Below are 19,464 nucleotides of genomic sequence, written 5' to 3'. Positions count from 1 at the left end.
TCCTTCCGGCAAACGGGGCTCAATATGCACCCAAACCGGCGCGTATCGCAGGCTTCCCGTCAGGGGCTGAATCCATGTCAGCGTGGCAATGTAACAACATGTCATCACTCGAAAATAAAAACGGCGCCATTTCAGGAAACGGCGCCGAATGCAGAGATGGCCGGGAATGGATCAGGCGCCGCCCAAAGTCTTGGCGACCTCGGCTGCGAAATCTTCTTCCTTCTTGTCGATGCCTTCACCGACAGCAACACGGGCAAAACCGGTGATCCGCGCGCCGGCCTCTTTCGCCGCCGCCTCGACGGTCAGGTCCGGATTGATGACGAATTTCTGACCAAGAAGCGTCACTTCTTCGAAGAATTTCTTCATCCGGCCCTCGATCATCTTTTCGATAACGGCATCGGGCTTACCGGATTCGCGGGCCTGATCGGTCAGCACCTGTTTTTCATGCTCGATCATCGCGGGATCCAGATCCTCCTGCCCCAGCGACGCGGGCGAGGTCGCGGCAACATGCATGGCGATCTGACGGCCGATCTCGTCATCGCCCCCTTCCAGACCGACCAGCACACCGATCGCGCCCATGCCCTGGGCAACCGAGTTATGGACATAGGTGACAACTTTCGGCGCCTCGACGACCGTCATCCGGCGCAGCGACATGTTTTCACCGATCTTGGCAATCGCATCGGTCAGAATATCCGAGACAGGCTTGCCGTCGATCTGGGCTTTTTTCAAAGCCTCCACATCGTCGGCATCAAGCGCCGCGTCCGCGATCTTGCGGACCATATTCTGAAATTCCTCGTTTTTCGCAACGAAATCGGTTTCCGAGTTCACCTCGACAGCAACACCCTTGCCATCACGTACAGCAACCGCGATCAAACCTTCGGCAGCGACACGGCCCGATTTTTTGGCCGCCGTGGCAAGACCTTTAGTACGCAGCCAGTCGGTGGCGGCCTGCATATCGCCGTCAACCTCGGTAAGTGCCTTTTTGGCATCCATCATACCTGCGCCAGTGATCTCACGCAGTTCTTTCACCATCGCGGCTGTGATAGCCATGATCTTCTCCTTTTTTCAACGCCTCAGGCGGGGCATATCCCCGCCTGACGACAGTTCTGTAAAATGCAGTTATCCCGAGCCCGGTCGGAATCAGGCGTCGGTCGTGGCTTGCTCGGCGGCGGCGGTCCCGGCTTCGTCTTCGCTCAGATCTTCTGCAGGAGCCTCGGCGAATGCGCCGACATCCACACCGGCAGCGCCCATCTGCGCCGACATCCCGTCCAGAGCGGCACGGCTGGCCAGATCGCAATAAAGCGCAATCGCCCGGGCCGCGTCGTCATTGCCCGGAATGATATAATCCACACCATCAGGCGAGCAATTGGTATCGACCACGGCGATGACCGGAATGCCCAGCTTGCGGGCCTCGGCGATGGCGAGGTCTTCCTTGTTCACGTCGATCACGAACAGCATGTCCGGCAGGCCGCCCATATCGCGGATACCGCCAAGCGAAGCTTGCAGTTTGGCCTGCTCGCGCTCAAGGCCCAGGCGTTCTTTCTTGGTCAGCCCTTCGGCACCGCCCGCCATCGTCTCATCAATCGCTTTCAGGCGGTTGATCGATTGCGACACGGTTTTCCAGTTGGTCAGCGTGCCGCCCAGCCAACGGTGGTTCATGTAGAATTGCGCAGATTTCTCGGCCGCTTCGGCAATCGATTTCTGCGCCTGACGCTTGGTGCCGACGAACAGCACGCGGCCGCCCTTGGCAACGACGTCGCGGATCGCCTGCAAAGCCGCGTCCAGCATCGGGACGGTCTGCGTCAGATCGACGATGTGGATACCGTTACGTTCACCATAGATGAACTCGCCCATGCGGGGGTTCCAACGCTGGGTCTGGTGACCGTAGTGAACGCCAGCTTCCAAAAGCTGACGCAGCGAAAATTCGGGAAGCGCCATATCCAATTCCTTTCCGGTTTGCGCCTTGGCAAAGGTTTCGAAGCATATGCTCCAACCGGTGGACCTTTTGCGGATGTCTCCCGCAAGGGCCCTCCTCTGCCTGTGAAGTGTGGCGGCAAATAAACGCTATGCGCGAGTTTGGCAAGGGGAAATGCCGCAGAAAACGCGCTGCCCCGGCCTCTCATGGTCGCGGTTGCTCCTCCAGCCGCGCGAGATCGGCGAGGCTGTCGATATCCGCAAGCATCCCGCGCGCCGGAATCAACGCGCTGGCAGGCAAATCCCGGATGAACCGCCCCGCCCCCCTGTCTCCCGATGCATCGGCAAGCCGTGCAAGCCAGTTTTTCGGAAAGCAGGCCGGCGGCATGGGCGGACCTTCGTCATGACACGCCGCCGGCTGGCTGTCGCTGACCCGGGCAATGACCTGCCTCAGCAATTCGGACGTGACCAGTGGCATATCAGCCAGGACGATCAGCAGCCGATCAGGCACATCCGCCGCTTTCAGCCCGGCGATCAGACTGTCGGATTGGGTGCCGGGCGCGATCTCGACCACATCGAAGCCGGACAGGAAGGGCCGCAGATCAGGATTTGTGATCACAGCAATCCGGCGTTCCAGTGGCGCCCGCCGCATGGCATCCGCAGCATAAGTAATCACCGGACGATCATGAAGCACGGCCAGAAGCTTGTCATCCGCGCCAAAGCGGCGCGACGCACCGGCAGCAAGCAACAGCCCGGTGCGGGTCAACCGAATGCCCGATCATATAGCGACAATATCTCGGTCAGAACCGATGCGGCCAGCAGGCGTGGCTCGCGCGCGGGGGCGACAACGCCGATTGGTCCACGAAGCTTTGCCAGTTCTTCTTCCCCTACCCCGACATCCCTCAGCCCAGCGAGACGCGCCACCTGCGCACGATGGGAGCCCATCGCACCGATATAGAACGCGTCAGAGGCAAGCGCGTCGCGCAGGATCGTCAATTCCCGGTCATGATCATGAAACAGGGCCACAACGGCGGTTTGTGCATCCGCCGTAACGGAATTTGCACCCAAATGGCAGTCCAACCCGATCGCACGTGCCATGGCGGCCAAAGCCGTCGCCTCATCGCCCTCGCCATGAATATGCAAGGCACAGCCGGGATACAGTTTGAGGACAAATTCATCGCCATGCAAGCCCGTCTCCGCGGCTTCGGTCATCTGAACCTCGCCTTCAGCAAGACCGATCCTCCAATAAGCGGCCTGCCGAATTTTTCGGGCATGGGCGATTTGTCGCAGCCATTCGGGATCCGGCCGCTGAATCAAGGCAATCTCGACACTGCCGCCACAGGGCAAGGGAAGATCGATCGGGCCGCCTTTCCCATAGATCAGCCGTGTCACCGGCTCGACCGCACCAAGATGTCCCGCGATATCCGCGTCGATGCATCCCGCGCCCAGACGCCCGATCCGGGTCCCGTCAGGCCATAATGCCATCGCCGCGCCAGGGCGGCGGGGAAAGCCCCCTTCCGAGCGCAGAAGCAGCGCCAAACTTCCATCCGGCCGCGAGATCAGGCCGGCAAACGGGTCCGGCGAAGTGTTGAAAATATCGTTGCCAGTGTCCATGCCGCTTTCCTGCATCCCGTGTGCCAGTCAGCAACCATATATGATCGTCAGCATCAATGAAAAGGCCGTCGCCCAAAGGGCGCGGCCTTTCAACGAAACAATCGAGGCGAAGATCTTACTTGATCTTGCCTTCTTTGTATTCGACATGCTGACGCACAACCGGATCATATTTCCGGACGGTCATCTTTTCCGTCATGGTGCGGGCATTCTTCTTGGTCACGTAGAAATGACCGGTCCCGGCACTGGAATTGAGCCGGATTTTGATGGTCGTCGGCTTCGCCATGGTCTTAGCTCCTGCTTCGGGGCAAGCCGCTTGACGCAAACCCCTAGAATCCGTTGAAGCCCGCTTTTTAGTCGCGGTAAGCATGAAGTCAACCGCGAATCTCGCGCAAATGCTGGGAAAACAACGATTGCAACACAGCCATGCAAAAATAACAGCCTCGAAACGCGATTCCCGGGCGCAAAGAGGCATGACGACATCGTATCGGAGTTACGCGACCAGCGCCTCGGCCCGTTTCAGATCCACGCTGACCAACTGACTAACCCCCTGCTCGACCATGGTCACCCCGAACAGACGATCCATCCGTGCCATGGTGACCGCATGGTGCGTGATGATCAGAAACCGCGTTTCGGTGCGCTGCGTCATCTCGTCCAGCATGTCGCAGAAACGGCTGACATTGGCGTCATCCAGCGGCGCATCCACTTCGTCCAGAACACAGATTGGAGCGGGATTGGCAAGAAACACGGCAAAGATCAGGGCAAGCGCCGTCAGCGTCTGCTCTCCGCCCGAAAGCAGGCTGAGCGTGGACAGTTTCTTCCCCGGCGGCTGGCACATGATCTCCAGCCCGGCTTCAAGCGGATCATCTGATTCCACCAGAACCAGCCGTGCCTCCCCTCCGCCGAACAAGGTTTGAAACAGTGTCGAGAAATTCCCGTTCACTGTATCGAACGCATTCAGCAGTCGTTCGCGCCCTTCCCGATTCAGGCTGTTGATCCCAAGACGCAATTTACGGATCGCCTCTTCGAGTTCCGCCTTTTCGGCGGCCAGCTGATCGCGCTCTGCCTCGATTTCGCGCTTATCTTCATCGGCTCGCAGGTTGACGGCACCAAGCGCATCGCGCTGGGTTCGAAGCTTCGCGATCCGATCTTCGAGCATGGCGGAAGGTGTATCCGTATCCTCGTCGGCCAGCTTGTCGCGCAAGGCGTCGGGCGTATCCTCGGTTTCCTCGACAATACGCGCCCGCGCGGTAGTCTCTGCATCCCGCGCTGCCTCGGCCCGTGCCGACAGTGCCGCGCGATTTTCACGAGCCTCGGACGCAAGACGCTCTGCATCCCGTTCGGCATGGCCGGCCGAGCGGACCGCGTCATCGGCGATCGATAAGGCTTCGCGCGCCCGATCAAGCCGTTCTTGAGCTTCGACCTCGCGTTCGGTCAGGTTTTCGCGCTTCTCCGCCAGAATAGCGGGCTGCGCCTCGGCCTGCTCCAGTTCCTCTGCCGTCGCGTCGCGCCGCGACGCAAGTTCGGAAGAACGGGTGCCGGCCTGCTGAAGCCGCAGTTTCCAGCCCGATTCTTCCTTTGCTATTTCTTGCAGCCGTTTGATGCGGGCATTTCCTTCCCGCCGCAATTCATCCAGGGCCGTCCGCCGCGTCATCGTCGCGATGCGCGCAGCCTCAACTCCGGTCCGGGCATTCTCGACCGCCCGCGAAGCATCGCCGCGATCCGGCAATTCGGCCAATGCCCGCTCTGCCTGGGTCAGCCGGCTACGGGCATCGGCAGCATCTTCCCGGTGTCGCTTGACCTCAACACGCGCCGAGTCCACCCGGCTGTTCGCCATGGCCAGATCCGACTCGGCCCGTGTCGCTGCGCGCGCCGAATCCGACAACTGCCGCTCGGCCTCGCGTCGTGCGTCGCGCGCCGATTTCTCTTGCGCCCCCGCATCGGCAAGGCGCGCTCTGGCCTCGTCATGCGCCTCGACGGCGATCGCGGCACGTTCCTGCGCTTCTTCAACTTGCCCGGACAATTCATTGAGCTGGTTCACCTTTTGAAGATGAAGCGCCGCCGATGACGAAGCTTCGCCCGCCATCACCCGCATCCCGTCCCAGCGGAAAAGATCTCCCTCTGCCGTCACCAAACGCTGACCGGGACGCAACCTCGCCTGCATCGCAGCACCTCTGCCCGCATCGGCGACCAGCCCCACCTGAGTCAGGCGCCGCGTCAGTGCCTCCGGGCCGGTGACATGCTGCGATATCGCTGTCGCACCCTCGGGCATGGGTTGCGGCGAATCCCAGCCCGGCAATTCATGCCAGCCGCTTTCGCCATCCTCGGCCAGTCCGGCCCGCAGATCGTCACCAAGCGCAGCGCCAAAGGCGATTTCATAGCCCTTGGCAACCTGAACGCGGTCCAGAATAGCGCGGCCGTCGGACTGCCCACGTTCGACCAGCCGCTTAAGTGCCGCCATCTCGGCCGCCAGCGCTCCGGATTCACCCTCGGCTTCCGACCGCGCTGCGCGGGCGGTCGCCTCTGCTGCCTCCGCCTCGGCCCGGGCGATTTCTGCGCCGGCCAAGGCATCTTCGGCAGCCTCAGCCCGGTTGCGGGCAGCCTCCTGCGCCTCTTCGGCCATGCGCAATGCCTCTTCGGCGGCGATACCCGTAGCGCTGGCGCGTTTGGCATTCTCATCCGCCTCAGCCGCCGCACGTTCGGCGCGATCCAGCATGTCCCGCAGATCGGATGCCAGACGCTCTGCGGATTGGTGGCGCGCAGCCAGCCTTGCAGCTTCATCGGTCAGCTCCGCCAGACGTCCCTCGACCTCACGCAGTGCCTCGGCGGCCTCATCGGCAGCATTTGCCGCGATGTCCAGTCTGGCTTCATGCCCTTCGCCCGATTTCTCAAGCTCGGCCTTTTCCCATGCCAGTCGTTCGACCACCTCGCCCGCGTCGCGATTCAGCGCCTCTTCGCGCTCGATATCCCGGTCAAGCTGCGCAATCCGCGCGACCAGGGCCCGTACCGTTTCCGCCGCCCGCGCCTCGGCCTCGTCCAAAGCCTCCCGCTCGACCACCAGCCGCGACAGGATCGCCGCCGCCACCTGTTCTTCTTCGCGCAGCGGAGGCAGCGCCTCATCCGCCGCCTCGCGCCGCGCCGCCGCCTCGCGCGATGCCACCTCTGCCGCAGCCGCAGCCTTCACGGCGGTGGCCAGGGCTTCCGCAGTCGCAATCCGCGACGCTTCCGCCTCGGACCAGCGGCGATAAAGTAACAACCCCTCGGCCAGTCGCAGCGCCGCCCCGATCTCGCGATACTTCGCCGCCGCACGCGCCTGCCGCGCCAAAGAGGCGGCCTGCGTGGACAGTTGTTCCAGCGTATCGTCCACCCGCGTTAGGTTGCTTTCCGCCCCGTTCAGCTTCAGTTCAGCCTCGTGCCGACGCTGATACAGGCCGGAAATCCCCGCCGCCTCTTCCAGAATCCGGCGGCGACTTTTGGGTTTGGCGTTGATCAGTTCGCTGATCTGCCCCTGCCGGACAAGCGCCGGAGAATGCGCGCCTGTCGAGGCGTCGGCAAACAGCATCTGCACATCCCGCGCCCGCACATCCTTGCCCGCGATCTTGTAGGCAGAGCCCGCATCGCGGGTGATGCGGCGCACAATGTCGAAATGATCCTCATCATTAAAGCCGGCAGGCGCAAGGCGGTCGCGATTGTCGATCTTCAATGAAACCTCGGCATGCCCACGGGCCGAACGCCGCGTCGTTCCAGCGAAGATCACGTCTTCCATGCCATCGCCCCGCATCGCGGTCGGGCGATTTTCACCCATGACCCAGCGAAGCGCCTCAAGCAGATTGGATTTTCCGCACCCATTCGGCCCGACCACACCCGTCAGCCCTTCGCGAATGACCAGATCGGTCGGATCCACGAAGCTTTTGAAGCCGTTGAGGCGAAGACGGTCGAATCGCAAAGGCGAACCTTTCCAGAATCAAAGCTGTTGGGGATTGTTGCCTCGAGACCGCTACAAGTCAACCAAAACCCCATATATAGACAGGATTAGCAAGTTATCCACAAGATCGGCAGATAAACCAGGATGTGAAGGACAACCAGTCCGCCATCAACTTCAACCGCATTGACGATCAGAGGATAAATTGCAGTAATCGGGCAATGGAAGGATTCGCGCATGGTTCATTACCGGACCAGACATACAGCCATTCAGATCGCGCTCTGCTGCAGGTCAGGCCTGCGCCGCGTATATGCGGGCGGAATTGGCGGTTTTATTCGCGTGAGACCCGCCGCCAGCCCGGTTGCCGGATTTCCGGCCCCTTTCCATGTCATCGCCCCTGTAATGAGTGAATTATGCTGAGATATCTGCTTCTTATGCTGGCAATTGCCCTGACGGCATCCTGTTCATCGAAACGCGTGGTGCCGAAACCTGCCGGCGGCCCTGCGATCGGTGAATTGCGCGCCTTGTGCAAGCAAGGCAACGCATTTGCCTGCCAAAGAGTCAGCATGAATGACAGCATGCTTTGAATGCAGGTTCCTGCGCGCAGGGCTTATACTTCACCGAACTTCCGCAAGAATGCCTAAGCAAGCCGCACGAATATCCGCCTGACATTCCCGCGAATACGTCAATCAGGAAGCCGCATGCCGGCAGTCATGAGGATGCAGACATATTCACGTCGGCATCTTTCGGTCAAAGCCGGATGCCCGGCTTTTGCGCCAGCCATGATACCGCCCACATCAGGCTGCAATGATTGTCAGTTCCTCATTTTCGTTCAAACGGTGTGAACACGATCAAGTCATGACTGCCGCCCGCGCTCTTCCCAAGGATCGTCAGAACCCTATCTTCTCGTGATATGCTGTGAATGAGGCGATCAGGGAACAACACCCCGCAAATGCGTCGTAAAGCGCAGATTGGGGTCGCTTTTTACTGCGCTCTTGTTAAAATCGACCATGATAATCAAGCTTTTCTAACCCGCCGGAAATAAATGATCACTCAGAAAACGAAATACGCTCTCAAGTCTCTTATGGTGATGGCCGATGAAATGGCACGGGATGGAACAGCCCTACGCATCGAAGAGATTGCCGAGCGATCCGGGGCTCCGAAGCGGTTTCTGGAACATATCCTTCTGGATCTGAAGCGTGCGGGTTTTATCGGCAGCCGACGCGGACGCAAGGGCGGTTACGAACTCATCAAGAATCCCAGACGGATCTCGATCGCCATGATCCTGCGGCTGATCGACGGGCCGATGGCGCCTTTGCCCTGCCTGTCGCGAAAAGCCTATCAGCGATGCGAGGATTGCAAGGACGAGGAAACCTGCCGGGTGCGGGCAGTCTTTGGTGGTTTCTACTCGGCTTATATTCTGATGATCGAGTCGCTGACACTGGCAGACCTGATGGAAGATTCGCAGCCTCTTGAACGATTTTCCCTGTCGGAAGCCGCCGCAGGAGAATAATTTTCCAAAATATCGATCAAAATAGACGTAATTTTTCCTTTGCAAAACACGACTATCTCTGTCGTAATTTAGAGGTCAGGCGGTGTCTGCGACTCACGGCGGTTCTGATCGCATGATCCGGCCGCGTGAGCGCTGCGCAGTCAGACAGCAAACGATGACCCGGTTCAGCAAAGGAAGTCACTATGATCCGCACAATCGCCATCAGTTCGCAGTTACTCGCGCAGGGCACCTTCGTCCGGGATCTTGTCGGTGGTCATATCGAGATCGATACGGGCGGTCGCAGACTGTCCGGAAAGCCGGTCGCATCACGAAAAGATACGCGCGTCTCGCCTGTCAGAGCAGCGTTCTCCGCTAGGCATTTGCGCGCAGGGTTGCTTTCGACCATCGCCGCCATCGGTCTTGCCGTCAGCGGCGTACCTGCTGCGCATGCACAGGAATCGGTGGAAATCCTGAACGTTTCCTATGATCCCACCCGGGAACTTTACCGGGCATATAACGAGCTTTTCAACGAATGGTGGACTGAACAAGGCAATGAGCCGGTGACATTGCGCCAGTCGCATGGCGGGTCCGGCGGACAGGCCCGGTCGGTGATTGACGGGCTGGAAGCACAGGTGGCCACATTGGCGCTTTCCGCGGATATCGATGTCATCGCGGAAAATACCGGTAAGATACCCGACGACTGGCAGTCGCGTCTTCCGCACAATTCCTCGCCTTATACATCGACGATCGTATTCCTTGTCCGGGACGGTAATCCGAAAGGCATCGAGGATTGGGATGATCTGGTCGCAGAAGATGTGCAGGTCATCACACCGAACCCCAAGACCTCGGGCGGTGCCCGTTGGAACTTCCTGGCCGGTTGGGGCTGGGCGCTTAAGGAGTTCGGCGGCGACGAGAAAAAGGCGCAGGACTATGTGGCCGCGCTTTACGGAAATGTTCCGGTCCTCGACACCGGGGCGCGCGGATCGACGAACACCTTCGTTCAGCGTGGTATGGGTGACGTGCTGCTGGCCTGGGAAAACGAAGCATTTCTTGCGCTCGAAGAACAGGGCGAGGATGCGTTCGATATCGTGGTCCCGTCGATCTCGATACTGGCCGAACCGCCCGTCGCCCTGATCGACGGAAACATCAAGTCAGACGCACAGCGCGAAGCCGCCGAAGCCTATCTGGAGCATCTTTACAGCCCCGAGGCGCAGGCCCTTGCCCTTAAGAATTTCTATCGCGCCTGGGATACCTCGGCCGCATCAGAAGAAGACATCGCCCGCTTCCCCGAAGTCGAGCTTCTCTCGATCGAGGATTTCGGCGGTTGGGCCGAGGTGCAACCGACCTTCTTTGCCGATGGCGGCATTTTCGACCAGATCTATGAAGGGCAATAAGGCATGAGAACGGGTATTCTCCGCTCGGCCTCGCCCCTTCCGGGCTTTGGGCTAAGTTTCGGGATCATGATGACGGTGCTTTCCATCGTCGTGCTTTTACCGATCGCCGCCCTTCTGGGTCGGGGATTGACCATTGGCCCTGCCGATCTGTGGGAAATGGTCAATTCACAGCGCATCCGCAGCGCCCTGCTCCTTTCTTTTCGGGCGGCACTGATCGCGTCGCTGTTCAATCTGGTATTCGGGCTGGTGCTGGCCTGGGTTCTGGTTCGCTACAGGTTCTGGGGGCGGCGTCTGATCGATGCGGCGATCGATCTGCCCTTCGCCTTGCCGACAGCAGTCGCCGGTATTGCATTGACGGCTTTATACGCACCCAATGGCGTATTCGGACAGTTGCTGGCACCATTCAACATCAAGATCGCCTATACCGAGATCGGCATCTGGCTGGCGCTCATCTTCATCGGTTTGCCCTTCGTGGTGCGCACGGTTCAGCCCGTGATCGAGGAACTCGACCGCGAGATCGAAGAAGCAAGCGCCACGCTCGGCGCACGACGCATCTATACCCTGTATCGGGTCATCCTGCCCACGCTGACGCCCGCGCTCCTGACCGGTTTCGCTCTCGCGCTTGCCCGATCGGTCGGTGAATACGGCTCGGTCATTTTCATCGCGGGCAACCTTCCGCTTCAAACCGAGATCGCGCCCCTGCTGATCGTGATCCGGCTCGAGGAATATAATTACGACGCCGCCACCGCGATCGGACTTGCCATGCTGCTGATCTCTTTCGCGATGCTGCTGGCGATCAATGCGATCCAGATCTGGAGCAGACGGAGGATGGGCGATGTCTAGCAGCAACCGAATGCGGCAGCCCCCACATAGAGCAGGCATGCGCCTGTCCTCTGAAAGCGGAAATACCGGTTTCCGAATGATTATCGAAACCGCGGGGGATTTGTGAATGTCTGATATTGCGTATCCTGTACGGGCAAACCCCGTTACCACAGAACCGCGCCTTGCCCGGTATATCCTGATCGGCACGGTTGTCGTCCTGATCGCCATCCTGTTATTCGCACCACTCATCGCGGTCTTTGCCGAGGCTCTGCGCGAGGGATGGTCTGCCGCGATTTCCTCACTTTCAGAGCCGGATGCCCGCTCTGCGATCCGGCTGACGCTGCTGGTTGCGGCGGTTGTCGTCCCTCTCAATGCCGTGTTCGGCATCGCAGCGGCCTGGGCAATCACGAAGTTCGATTTTCGCGGCAAGGCTTTCCTGATCACGCTGATCGATCTGCCCTTCTCGGTCTCACCGGTGGTTGCCGGTCTGGCGCTGGTCCTGCTGTTCGGTTCGAATTCGGCCCTTGGTGCCTGGTTCATCGCGCATGACATGAAAATCGTCTTCGCTCTCCCCGGTATCCTGCTCGCCACGATGTTCGTGACCTTCCCCTTCGTAGCGCGCGAATTGATCCCGGTAATGATGGAACAGGGCCGGGCCGAGGAAGAGGCCGCTCTGACCCTTGGCGCTTCGGGTTGGCGTACATTCTTTACCGTGACGCTGCCGAATATCCGCTGGGCGCTGCTTTATGGTGTGCTTCTTTGCAATGCGCGGGCCATGGGCGAATTCGGTGCGGTTGCGGTCATCTCCGGCAAAATCCGGGGTGAGACGACCACCATGCCAATCATGATCGAAATGCTTTATAACGAATATCTCTCGGTCGCGGCATTCTCTCTGGCCGCAGCGCTGGCCATGCTGGCGCTGGTCACCCTCCTCCTGAAATCCCTGCTCGAATGGCGTTACGCGGATCTGCTTTCTGCCACCCGCCGCCATTAGAAAGGTCCAGTCATGTTTGTTGAAATCGAAGAAATCGCAAAAGAATTCGGTGCCGAGCGCGCGCTTCATCCCGTGTCGCTTTCCATTCCCTCGGGCGCGTTGATCGCACTTCTGGGCCCGTCGGGTTCCGGCAAGACAACGCTTTTACGGATCCTCGCGGGGCTTGAGTTCCCAACCTCCGGCCGCGTGCTCTTTAACGGAGAGGATGCAACCGGGATGACTGTGCAGCAACGCCGCGCCGGTTTCGTGTTCCAGCATTACGCCCTGTTCCGGCATATGACCGTTTTCGAAAACGTGGCCTATGGTCTGCGCGCCAGAAAACGCAAGGAACGCCCGACCGAGGCCGAGATAGGGCGGCGCGTCAATCGTCTGCTGGATCTCATTCAGTTGCCCGATATCGGGCCGCGCTATCCCAGCCAGCTTTCGGGTGGACAGCGTCAGCGTGTCGCCCTTGCCCGCGCCCTGGCCATCGAGCCGCGCATGCTGCTGCTAGATGAACCTTTCGGCGCGCTTGACGCCAAGGTCAGAAAAGAGCTGCGTCAGGGCCTGCGCGAGATTCACGATACGACCGGTCTGACAACCGTCTTCGTGACGCATGATCAGGAAGAAGCCATGGAACTGGCGGATCTGGTGGTGGTCATGTCGATGGGACGGATCGAACAGGTCGGCAGACCCGGCGATATCAGAGCGCGTCCGGCCAGTGAATTCGTTCGCGCCTTCACCACGGCCTAGGAATGGGCGGGTGCGATGCAACCCCTGCCCCAATCCGGCCCGCATTTCCGGCTTCGTGCCGCGCTGTGGTTCACGACGGCGAAGTTGCGGGTGGCGGGGCCAGCTCCGAGCGAGATCGGGGATGGATGGGAAATTCGCACCGCAGCGCCGAAATGGGTTTGCGTCTGGCGCAGTTACCCCGAAGCGCAACGCCAGCTGCGCGTGATCGTGATGCCCAGGCCCCGGCGAGGCCGGTTCGATCCGATCTGGCAGGCCCTGCTGCACCAGAGCCTGTATGATTTCGGGCTGAGAAGAGAAGAGCCGAATGCATGGCTCCTCGCGCAAGCCGAAAGCGAATTCTTCGCCCGGCTTGCGCCACCGTGGACCAACTTGATGGCAGGACCATATAAATGAACGCTCCAGTAAACACGCCCGCACTCGACAGGATTGACCGAAAAATCCTTCATGAACTGATGCGAGACGCGACCCTGCCCGTGGCACAATTGGCAGAGCGTGTCGGATTGTCTCAGACGCCCTGCTGGAAAAGGGTGCAAAAGCTCGAAGCTGCCAGGATCATCACCGGCCGGGTTGCCCTGGTTGATCCCGATACGATTGGCCTTGGATTGATGGTATTCATCGAAATCGAGGCTGCGGATCACAGCCCGGAATGGCGAGCGCAGTTTCGAAAGATCATCCCGCAATTCGATGAAATCGTAGAGGTTTATCGAATGGCAGGTGATATCGATTACCTGCTGAAGGTCGTTGTGGCCGACACCTCTGCCTTTGACCAGTTCTATCTGGAACTGACACGCGCGTTGCCATGCCGGAACGTGACATCTAAATTCGCGATGGAAACCGTCCGGACGACCACCGCCTTGCCGATCGATGTGGAAACGGTCTGACGCGAGTCAGGCTTTCGGCTATTATTCGGCGCTGTGACCTGCCGTCATGGGATCGCCCGTCTCTCTTCTGCGCGATCCGGTCGAGAATCGTTCTGCCGGGATTGTGCCACAGCTCGATACATATTCTTGCCGCGTTCTGGTCATGACATTCGTCACAAACCCGCCGTTTCGAATAATTCACTTTATTTTCTTTAATGGTGACCCCGACAGGATTCGAACCTGTAACCTGCCCCTTAGGAGGGAATTAACCGCCCTTTTTAGGTAATTGTTTTTTCTTCTGTTTTCTCTTTCCGGCCGAAACCTGTGCCAATTTTGTGCCTTCTAAGGCAGAGACGACACGTCGCCCCGGATCATCGCTGTGGACATATGTTTCCATGAACAATGCGGCTGACTTCCATCCTCCGGCGTCCATCGCATCCTTGATTCCGACTCCAAGACGCATGGCATTGGTCGCGAAAGAATGGCGCCCAGCAGAATGCGGCGAACGATACTCGATGTTCGCTCGCTTGCATGTTCAGCGACCTATGTTGGCACGCTCACAACGGTTTCTAACAATCAGGGGGGTAATGTATCCCCCGTTCCGGAGGGCGAGTTGTGGATTTCAGCCGATATTCGTCGTCTCGGCGGAACCACCGGTCGCGCCCGAATTCAAATCCGCTGGTTAAGCTCAGAGAATCCCGACACCGTAATTTCCACGACCAGCGGCGATTACATCACGCTTTCGGACACGTCTGTTCAAATATTCACCAATGAAGGGACGTCTCCGGAAGGAGCGGAGTTCTATGACCTTATGCTCACGGTTGACGGTGCAAATACTGACGGGCAAGTTCAGTTTTCGAACATAACTGTGGGTCAGGATGTCATATCAGACGACAACATCCATCCGACCAATCTGGGGCACGAGGTGATCGCGACCGGAATTTTGCAGGAAACCACCGTTCTTAATCAGCGGTCGGCTCCAGTAATCACGGAATGGAGCGCCTCGGGCAGTGACCTGCTTCTGTCATGGACGCCCGTAGCAGGTGCCGTGTCGTATGAAGTCGCAATTGTCGAGTTTGACAGCCTGGTCATTCCGGCCGTCGAAGCGGTGTCAGCTACGCAGCACAGGGTTTCCGCGCCGCCGCCAGGGCGCCATATCGGAATGGTGCGAGCTGTATTCTCAGACGGGCCCGGACCATGGTCCGTTTCGAACTCGGCGGCGATTTAGCCTCGGACTCATCATCTGCATGATCATCCATGAGGCCCTTCGCCAGATCCTTCTGGATCTTCCGCCTTTCCCGCGCCTCGCGCAAAGCGCGCTTATTCGCCAGCTTTTCAAGCGCGTCTTTGAATTCATCCATGGGTCATGCCGATCCTAGCCATAGGCGATAACTCGCCCATCACTGCACGTTATGCAAGCGCATTTCGGCTAGTTCTTTGTGTCCGCGACACTTCGACGTTTCGTCAGCCCCGCCTCGCGCAGGGCTTTTTCTATGCCCGAAAGGAGGCCATATGGCTTGGGAGATCGACAAACGAATTAGCACCGGTAACCTGCTGGTGGGTGCCGGGACGATCGCAGGGATCTTGTTCGGATGGCAGCAACTGGTCTCTACGACCGAGAGCCTGTCAGAGAAGGCGGCAGAGCAAGCTAAGGCCATTTCCTCCAACGAGGCCCGCATTCGATCTGTCGAATACACGACAGCCCGACAGGATGAACGGCTGATCCTCATCCTCGACAGCCTGCGCAAGATCGAGGCGAAGATCGACAGGGGGCCGTAATCTAAGCGCCGACAAGCTCCCTGCGAGCTGATGACGCTATGAACGATGACCGTGTCATTCCACGAGCTTTCGCGGTTTCATCGATAGCCCGCAATAGCCCGCGTTCCATCGAAATATTCACCCGGGCCAGTGCTGTATCAGCCGGGATATAGGGAACCGGCATCAGAACTGCGCCAGCGGCAAGGGCTTCCGCCACGTCTTTCCGCTGGCGAATATCATCGAGGGATGCCGGAACAACATCCGGCATATCCTCAAACCACAGATCGAGGGCTTCCGCCGCAACTGCGGGAATTCCATCCCAGGTATCTGCCGCGGCAAAGCAGCCGGGAAGATCGGGGAAGGTCAACCCATAGGCGCTATCCTCGTCTTTGTGAACGATAGCTGTAAAGTAACGCATGTTTTTCCTCTTGCGACTTGCTGTTTCCGGGAGCGCGAAGGAAGCAGGGCCTAAAGCAGCCCTGCCTGTTCGTATATGCTTCTGACTGTCCCTAGCGGCAGGTCTTTCTTCGGATGTGGAAGGATTACGGTCCTTTCGCCTTTCCGAAGCTTCAGGTGAGAGCCTTTTTTTGACACTTCCTCGAAGCCTTCCGCTTTGAGCATCTTCAGGAGCTTTTTCGAATTTCGCTCCATCGCGCCTCCTTTCTGTGTAAATATATACACAAGGTCAGCCGACGCGTCAAGCGCTACGTGTAAATAAATACACAAATACCGCCCTAGCTGCGCCGCCTTTTGGGCGGCTTCTTCATGGAGAATGTTATGAACCAATTCCTGTCCGCGCTCTGGGCGTGGATTGCCTCACTGTTTTCGTCCAAGCGCAAAGCGGCGACCACAACTGGCGCTGCTGCCGTTCTCGCTGCCGCTGCCGCATTCGTTGGTCCGTGGGAAGGCGAACGCACCGAAGCCTATCTCGATCGCGTCGCCAGCCCGCCAGTCTGGACGGTCTGTTACGGCGAAACGCGAGGCGTCAAGCAGGGTGACCGCTACACCTCGGCCGAGTGCGGCAAGATGCTGATGGATGCTCTGGCCGAGTTCCGCGAACCGCTGAACCGGTGCATCCCTGCCCTGCCCGATCAGCCTCTCGATGTGCAGGTCGCCTTGATCTCTTGGTCCTACAACGTCGGCACCGGTGCCGCTTGCAGCTCGACGCTGGCGAAGCGCGCCAATGCGGGCCGATGGCGCGATGCCTGCAACGAGCTGCCACGCTGGAACAAGGCTGGCGGAAAAACCGTCCAAGGCCTCGTGAACCGCCGCGCTGCGGAACAGCGCATCTGTCTCGCAGCCATTGGAGGTTAAGTCATGAACATCATCGACAGCATGCAGAACATTCTGCAACCAATCATCGTGGATTATGCCGTCTGGCTGATTCTGGCTGCGCTGGCGTGGTTCTTCCGCCGCCTGCCAGAGCGGTGGCGGATCGACATCGAGGCCCGGCATCGCGCTGCGCTCCACTCGGCCCTGAATACCGGTGTGGGTCTGGCCATTGATACCTTGCAGCGCCATCCCTCCATCGCGGTGCCGGATCGCACGGCGGGTGAAATCGTCAGCTATGTGAGGCAATCCGTTCCCGGCGCGATACGCAAGCTCGGCCCGTCTCAGGAGCAACTGGAACAGATGGCACGGGCAAAGCTACAGGAACGGTTGGACACGATCACCGGGCGGGACCGGCTAGCTGAGGCGTTGAAAGGCGCCGGCGCGCTGTGAAGGCGATAGGTAGCGGAGGACGCAGCAAAGATCAAAGCCCTGATCAATATATACATGTAGTTTCATGGAGATAAGGTTCCATAATTTACATCTAGCAACTTGTCCGTTGCTCCTTCTCTAACGCTCCAGTGAAATATGAACCTATGAAGCCTAGGCAAGCCCCCCCTGGTTTCTTGGATGGAAAGCCCGACATAAAACGTACCATCGTCGGAGAAGGTCACATTTGGAGGGTAAAAGAGATGATCCTGACAAAAAAGGCCGGGGACGTCCTCAACGGGAACTTGCCTGATACTTTTTTCAACCAGGTTTTGAGCTTGTTCAGGCGACATGTCATAATTTATCATTATGCAGTTCATATCAGCATCTCCCATTGCAGAGGTTGAGAATAACATTAAGAATGCAATGATAATTCTCATAGTAAGCTAACACCCGCTCCTGGAGCCCAGCAATCTGGCGGCTCTGCACCGATGCCCTCTTCGTTTACAATTGTAGTGGCGTATGAGTTACTGTTAGGTCCTGTTGGAACGTATTTTATTTTTTTGTCGGCAATTTCTTGGGAGTGCTGTGTCAAACCAAGGTTATGATCCTTGTCGAGAATTACTGCCTCTCCGAATATCGCAACTCCTGTATCTTCGAGTGACCCCGGAAAATTATTGAATATCGTAGGCAAAATGTACCCTAAGCTTAGCTCATCATCGGAACTTTCATAATCCTCGTTGGGCGTCACCACTGAATCGGGTGTCATCGTCCCCATGATGACACCGCTGATAGCCGGCTGCCCATCGGCACTCGGCCCCGCTCTATATGTCGGGCTCGACAAGTTCATCAAATCAGTTACCCGTACAAAAAGATGATAATACTCCCTGCCCAAAGCCCCGCCGATATGGTTGGCACCGATTTCATACTTCCACTTAGGGCATGGGCATGACGCTTCGGCGTCACTTTCGTCATCCGCCCCAGCCGCGGCCGTTTGAACATCCTCTTCGATTCCTGCTTCGTCGCCATCGGTGTTCGACGTTCCAGAACTCCCCATAACATTAGCTCCAAATATTATCTATTTTCACGGGATTAATTCCAGTCCTTAGGCAAAAAATCATTGTGTTTCTCAATCTAACTATTTTATCAAATCGCCACTCATCATTAACCTTACACGACGCCCACATGTGTTTCACAACATCAAAGTTTTCATCAAAAAAATAGTGCGAAGCGTAAACAATATCACAAACAATCCCTATTCCAACATGCCCAGTCCCCTTTATCGCGGGATTTCCGAACATGGTCACGTAAGATCTCATCACAAATGACGCCTTCATACTTTTTTTGAATTCCTTTTCATGACTCTTAATTTTCTTATTTATCAAGATATACTTTGCAGATTAATTAAATATCTCTATTTCTCGCTCTTCACGATCACGACTACTGGCATGTCTACCTTCCGCTGGATCAATTACATAATTTCCGACAGAAGATAGAGTTATTGTTCGTCCCATAATTATTGAGACATCACATCTTTTTGCTTTTGCGAACATTGAGGCAATTGTAAAAAATTCAGGATCCCAAAACCGGAAGTATCTCCACTGGTCTTTTTTGTCTCGCAAGCGAGTGAATTTTCTAAAATGTCGAAATATTTCATCCAGAATTCCGCGTGACCGCACGTAGATCCCCGGCTCTTTGTCCCATAGCCCGTTGATGCCGTCAGGACCGGTGAACAAACGGCGAGTGAAGTCGTTTCCCTCTTCCAACCGGACAAGCCACGGCGCCACATCCTTCAGATCATCATAGGCATTACCTTTGAACAGGCAACGATGCTCTAACCCGCTTGCTCCTAATAGCTCGGGCAGGTTTGTGACCTTCGCTGCATCCAGGATAGCATAGGTCTGCATCGATGGCACATTAGCTGGATCTCCGCCTGCTATTTCAATTTCGGGTTGGGTCGGCTCGGGCTGACCGAAAATGACCTCCCGCAGCACGTCCGGAACGGTCTTCTTGGGACTGATCCCAAATTGTCGGTCCAGTGGCTCAACATTCTCTATGGTTTCAATACAGATAGGATCGCCGTCTTCGGCGTTCGGCGAGAAACCCCCAGCCGGTACTTGCCACGGGTCATCCATGTCCGCATCCTCGACCATTTCCGCCTCGAAGGATCAATGTTTTCACCAGAAGCAATCAGGCGGCGTCGCGGACGGAGAGTCAATAGGTTCGGAAAATTCCAAGCTATAATCCCTGCCTGTCTCAGGAGCAGC

At 57.9% G+C, this 19,464-nt stretch carries 21 protein-coding genes; 11 read left to right on the top strand and 10 right to left on the bottom strand.

What is annotated here, in order from left to right; all coding sequences use genetic code 11:
* Nucleotides 1-171: 171 nt before the first annotated feature.
* The 6 genes from tsf to smc all read right to left on the bottom strand — a co-directional run bounded on the left by tsf (nt 172) and on the right by smc (nt 7,471).
* Nucleotides 172-1,050, bottom strand: coding sequence for a translation elongation factor Ts (tsf, locus tag Q0601_RS00675; RefSeq protein WP_305286060.1), 879 nt, complete (start codon nt 1,048-1,050; stop codon nt 172-174).
* A 90-nt stretch (nt 1,051-1,140) separates the two neighbouring features.
* On the bottom strand, nt 1,141-1,938 hold the full coding sequence (gene rpsB / locus Q0601_RS00670) for a 30S ribosomal protein S2 (RefSeq protein ID WP_305286057.1): 798 nt from the start codon (nt 1,936-1,938) through the stop codon (nt 1,141-1,143).
* Nucleotides 1,939-2,119: 181 nt separating this feature from the next.
* Entirely contained in the window at nt 2,120-2,680 is a 561-nt protein-coding gene (locus tag Q0601_RS00665) for a nucleotidyltransferase family protein (RefSeq protein ID WP_305286055.1), read from the bottom strand.
* Nucleotides 2,677-3,528 carry an XdhC family protein gene (locus tag Q0601_RS00660; RefSeq protein ID WP_305286053.1) on the bottom strand — a complete coding sequence of 284 codons (852 nt, stop codon included), beginning with the start codon at nt 3,526-3,528 and terminating at the stop codon, nt 2,677-2,679. Before Q0601_RS00660 ends, Q0601_RS00665 begins: the two co-directional genes overlap by 4 nt.
* 115 nt (nt 3,529-3,643) lie before the next feature.
* On the bottom strand, nt 3,644-3,811 hold the full coding sequence (rpmG, locus tag Q0601_RS00655; protein WP_089344652.1) for a 50S ribosomal protein L33: 168 nt from the start codon (nt 3,809-3,811) through the stop codon (nt 3,644-3,646).
* A gap of 207 nt (nt 3,812-4,018) precedes the next feature.
* The gene (gene smc, locus Q0601_RS00650) at nt 4,019-7,471 is read right to left on the bottom strand and encodes a chromosome segregation protein SMC (RefSeq protein ID WP_305286038.1); all 3,453 of its coding nucleotides are present in this window, start codon (nt 7,469-7,471) and stop codon (nt 4,019-4,021) included.
* Between the two features lie 1,021 nt (nt 7,472-8,492).
* Between smc and Q0601_RS00645 the strand changes: the two genes are divergently transcribed.
* From Q0601_RS00645 to Q0601_RS00605, 9 genes are all read left to right on the top strand, one after another.
* Nucleotides 8,493-8,960, top strand: coding sequence for an RrF2 family transcriptional regulator (locus Q0601_RS00645; protein ID WP_305286036.1), 468 nt, complete (start codon nt 8,493-8,495; stop codon nt 8,958-8,960).
* Nucleotides 8,961-9,142: 182 nt separating this feature from the next.
* Nucleotides 9,143-10,333, top strand: coding sequence for a sulfate ABC transporter substrate-binding protein (locus Q0601_RS00640; protein WP_305286034.1), 1,191 nt, complete (start codon nt 9,143-9,145; stop codon nt 10,331-10,333).
* A gap of 3 nt (nt 10,334-10,336) precedes the next feature.
* Nucleotides 10,337-11,176 carry a sulfate ABC transporter permease subunit CysT gene (cysT, locus tag Q0601_RS00635; RefSeq protein WP_305286032.1) on the top strand — a complete coding sequence of 280 codons (840 nt, stop codon included), beginning with the start codon at nt 10,337-10,339 and terminating at the stop codon, nt 11,174-11,176.
* Between the two features lie 106 nt (nt 11,177-11,282).
* Nucleotides 11,283-12,149 carry a sulfate ABC transporter permease subunit CysW gene (cysW, locus tag Q0601_RS00630; protein WP_305286030.1) on the top strand — a complete coding sequence of 289 codons (867 nt, stop codon included), beginning with the start codon at nt 11,283-11,285 and terminating at the stop codon, nt 12,147-12,149.
* Between the two features lie 12 nt (nt 12,150-12,161).
* On the top strand, nt 12,162-12,881 hold the full coding sequence (locus Q0601_RS00625; protein WP_305286029.1) for a sulfate/molybdate ABC transporter ATP-binding protein: 720 nt from the start codon (nt 12,162-12,164) through the stop codon (nt 12,879-12,881).
* 15 nt (nt 12,882-12,896) lie between these two features.
* Nucleotides 12,897-13,274, top strand: a complete 378-nt coding sequence (locus Q0601_RS00620) for a hypothetical protein (protein WP_305286027.1) — start codon at nt 12,897-12,899, stop codon at nt 13,272-13,274.
* On the top strand, nt 13,271-13,762 hold the full coding sequence (locus Q0601_RS00615; RefSeq protein ID WP_305286026.1) for an Lrp/AsnC family transcriptional regulator: 492 nt from the start codon (nt 13,271-13,273) through the stop codon (nt 13,760-13,762). Before Q0601_RS00620 ends, Q0601_RS00615 begins: the two co-directional genes overlap by 4 nt.
* A 592-nt stretch (nt 13,763-14,354) precedes the next feature.
* On the top strand, nt 14,355-14,969 hold the full coding sequence (locus Q0601_RS00610; protein ID WP_305286024.1) for a hypothetical protein: 615 nt from the start codon (nt 14,355-14,357) through the stop codon (nt 14,967-14,969).
* Between the two features lie 284 nt (nt 14,970-15,253).
* Nucleotides 15,254-15,520 (top strand): hypothetical protein, encoded by a 267-nt coding sequence (locus Q0601_RS00605; protein ID WP_305286022.1) that lies wholly within the window; start codon nt 15,254-15,256, stop codon nt 15,518-15,520.
* A gap of 1 nt (nt 15,521) precedes the next feature.
* Here the strand turns inward: Q0601_RS00605 and Q0601_RS00600 are convergent, their stop codons facing one another.
* Together Q0601_RS00600 and Q0601_RS00595 are read right to left on the bottom strand one after the other, a co-directional pair.
* Nucleotides 15,522-15,917, bottom strand: a complete 396-nt coding sequence (locus Q0601_RS00600) for a type II toxin-antitoxin system HicB family antitoxin (protein WP_305286020.1) — start codon at nt 15,915-15,917, stop codon at nt 15,522-15,524.
* A gap of 50 nt (nt 15,918-15,967) precedes the next feature.
* Complete coding sequence (locus tag Q0601_RS00595; RefSeq protein ID WP_305286018.1) at nt 15,968-16,150, bottom strand: type II toxin-antitoxin system HicA family toxin; 183 nt, start codon at nt 16,148-16,150, stop codon at nt 15,968-15,970.
* A gap of 126 nt (nt 16,151-16,276) precedes the next feature.
* Between Q0601_RS00595 and Q0601_RS00590 the strand changes: the two genes are divergently transcribed.
* Both Q0601_RS00590 and Q0601_RS00585 read left to right on the top strand, forming a co-directional pair.
* Nucleotides 16,277-16,813, top strand: a complete 537-nt coding sequence (locus tag Q0601_RS00590; RefSeq protein WP_305286016.1) for a lysozyme — start codon at nt 16,277-16,279, stop codon at nt 16,811-16,813.
* A gap of 3 nt (nt 16,814-16,816) precedes the next feature.
* Nucleotides 16,817-17,221 carry a hypothetical protein gene (locus Q0601_RS00585; RefSeq protein WP_305286014.1) on the top strand — a complete coding sequence of 135 codons (405 nt, stop codon included), beginning with the start codon at nt 16,817-16,819 and terminating at the stop codon, nt 17,219-17,221.
* A gap of 412 nt (nt 17,222-17,633) precedes the next feature.
* Here Q0601_RS00585 and Q0601_RS00580 read toward each other — a convergent pair whose 3' ends face one another.
* A complete protein-coding gene (locus tag Q0601_RS00580) occupies nt 17,634-18,254 on the bottom strand; it encodes a hypothetical protein (protein ID WP_305286012.1) in 621 nt (206 codons plus the stop codon).
* Between the two features lie 343 nt (nt 18,255-18,597).
* Complete coding sequence (locus tag Q0601_RS00575; RefSeq protein ID WP_305286010.1) at nt 18,598-19,332, bottom strand: DUF4123 domain-containing protein; 735 nt, start codon at nt 19,330-19,332, stop codon at nt 18,598-18,600.
* Between the last annotated feature and the right edge of the window lie 132 nt (nt 19,333-19,464).

The organism is Paracoccus wurundjeri (genome assembly GCF_030678915.1).
Lineage (GTDB): Bacteria > Pseudomonadota > Alphaproteobacteria > Rhodobacterales > Rhodobacteraceae > Paracoccus > Paracoccus onubensis_A.
The sequence above is the reverse complement of the archived record's forward strand: the minus strand, read 5'-3'. Positions and strand labels throughout refer to the sequence as shown.

Coding starts and splice junctions, on each gene's coding strand:
- rpsB (WP_305286057.1), bottom strand. CDS start 1,938: ATGGCGCTTCCCGAATTTTCGCTGCGTCAGCTTTTGGAAGCTGGCGTT.
- Q0601_RS00575 (WP_305286010.1), bottom strand. CDS start 19,332: ATGGATGACCCGTGGCAAGTACCGGCTGGGGGTTTCTCGCCGAACGCC.
- Q0601_RS00645 (WP_305286036.1), top strand. CDS start 8,493: ATGATCACTCAGAAAACGAAATACGCTCTCAAGTCTCTTATGGTGATG.
- Q0601_RS00580 (WP_305286012.1), bottom strand. CDS start 18,254: ATGGGGAGTTCTGGAACGTCGAACACCGATGGCGACGAAGCAGGAATC.
- Q0601_RS00590 (WP_305286016.1), top strand. CDS start 16,277: ATGAACCAATTCCTGTCCGCGCTCTGGGCGTGGATTGCCTCACTGTTT.
- Q0601_RS00585 (WP_305286014.1), top strand. CDS start 16,817: ATGAACATCATCGACAGCATGCAGAACATTCTGCAACCAATCATCGTG.
- Q0601_RS00615 (WP_305286026.1), top strand. CDS start 13,271: ATGAACGCTCCAGTAAACACGCCCGCACTCGACAGGATTGACCGAAAA.
- cysT (WP_305286032.1), top strand. CDS start 10,337: ATGAGAACGGGTATTCTCCGCTCGGCCTCGCCCCTTCCGGGCTTTGGG.
- rpmG (WP_089344652.1), bottom strand. CDS start 3,811: ATGGCGAAGCCGACGACCATCAAAATCCGGCTCAATTCCAGTGCCGGG.
- tsf (WP_305286060.1), bottom strand. CDS start 1,050: ATGGCTATCACAGCCGCGATGGTGAAAGAACTGCGTGAGATCACTGGC.
- Q0601_RS00660 (WP_305286053.1), bottom strand. CDS start 3,528: ATGGACACTGGCAACGATATTTTCAACACTTCGCCGGACCCGTTTGCC.
- cysW (WP_305286030.1), top strand. CDS start 11,283: ATGTCTGATATTGCGTATCCTGTACGGGCAAACCCCGTTACCACAGAA.
- Q0601_RS00595 (WP_305286018.1), bottom strand. CDS start 16,150: ATGGAGCGAAATTCGAAAAAGCTCCTGAAGATGCTCAAAGCGGAAGGC.
- Q0601_RS00620 (WP_305286027.1), top strand. CDS start 12,897: ATGCAACCCCTGCCCCAATCCGGCCCGCATTTCCGGCTTCGTGCCGCG.
- Q0601_RS00600 (WP_305286020.1), bottom strand. CDS start 15,917: ATGCGTTACTTTACAGCTATCGTTCACAAAGACGAGGATAGCGCCTAT.
- Q0601_RS00605 (WP_305286022.1), top strand. CDS start 15,254: ATGGCTTGGGAGATCGACAAACGAATTAGCACCGGTAACCTGCTGGTG.
- Q0601_RS00625 (WP_305286029.1), top strand. CDS start 12,162: ATGTTTGTTGAAATCGAAGAAATCGCAAAAGAATTCGGTGCCGAGCGC.
- Q0601_RS00640 (WP_305286034.1), top strand. CDS start 9,143: ATGATCCGCACAATCGCCATCAGTTCGCAGTTACTCGCGCAGGGCACC.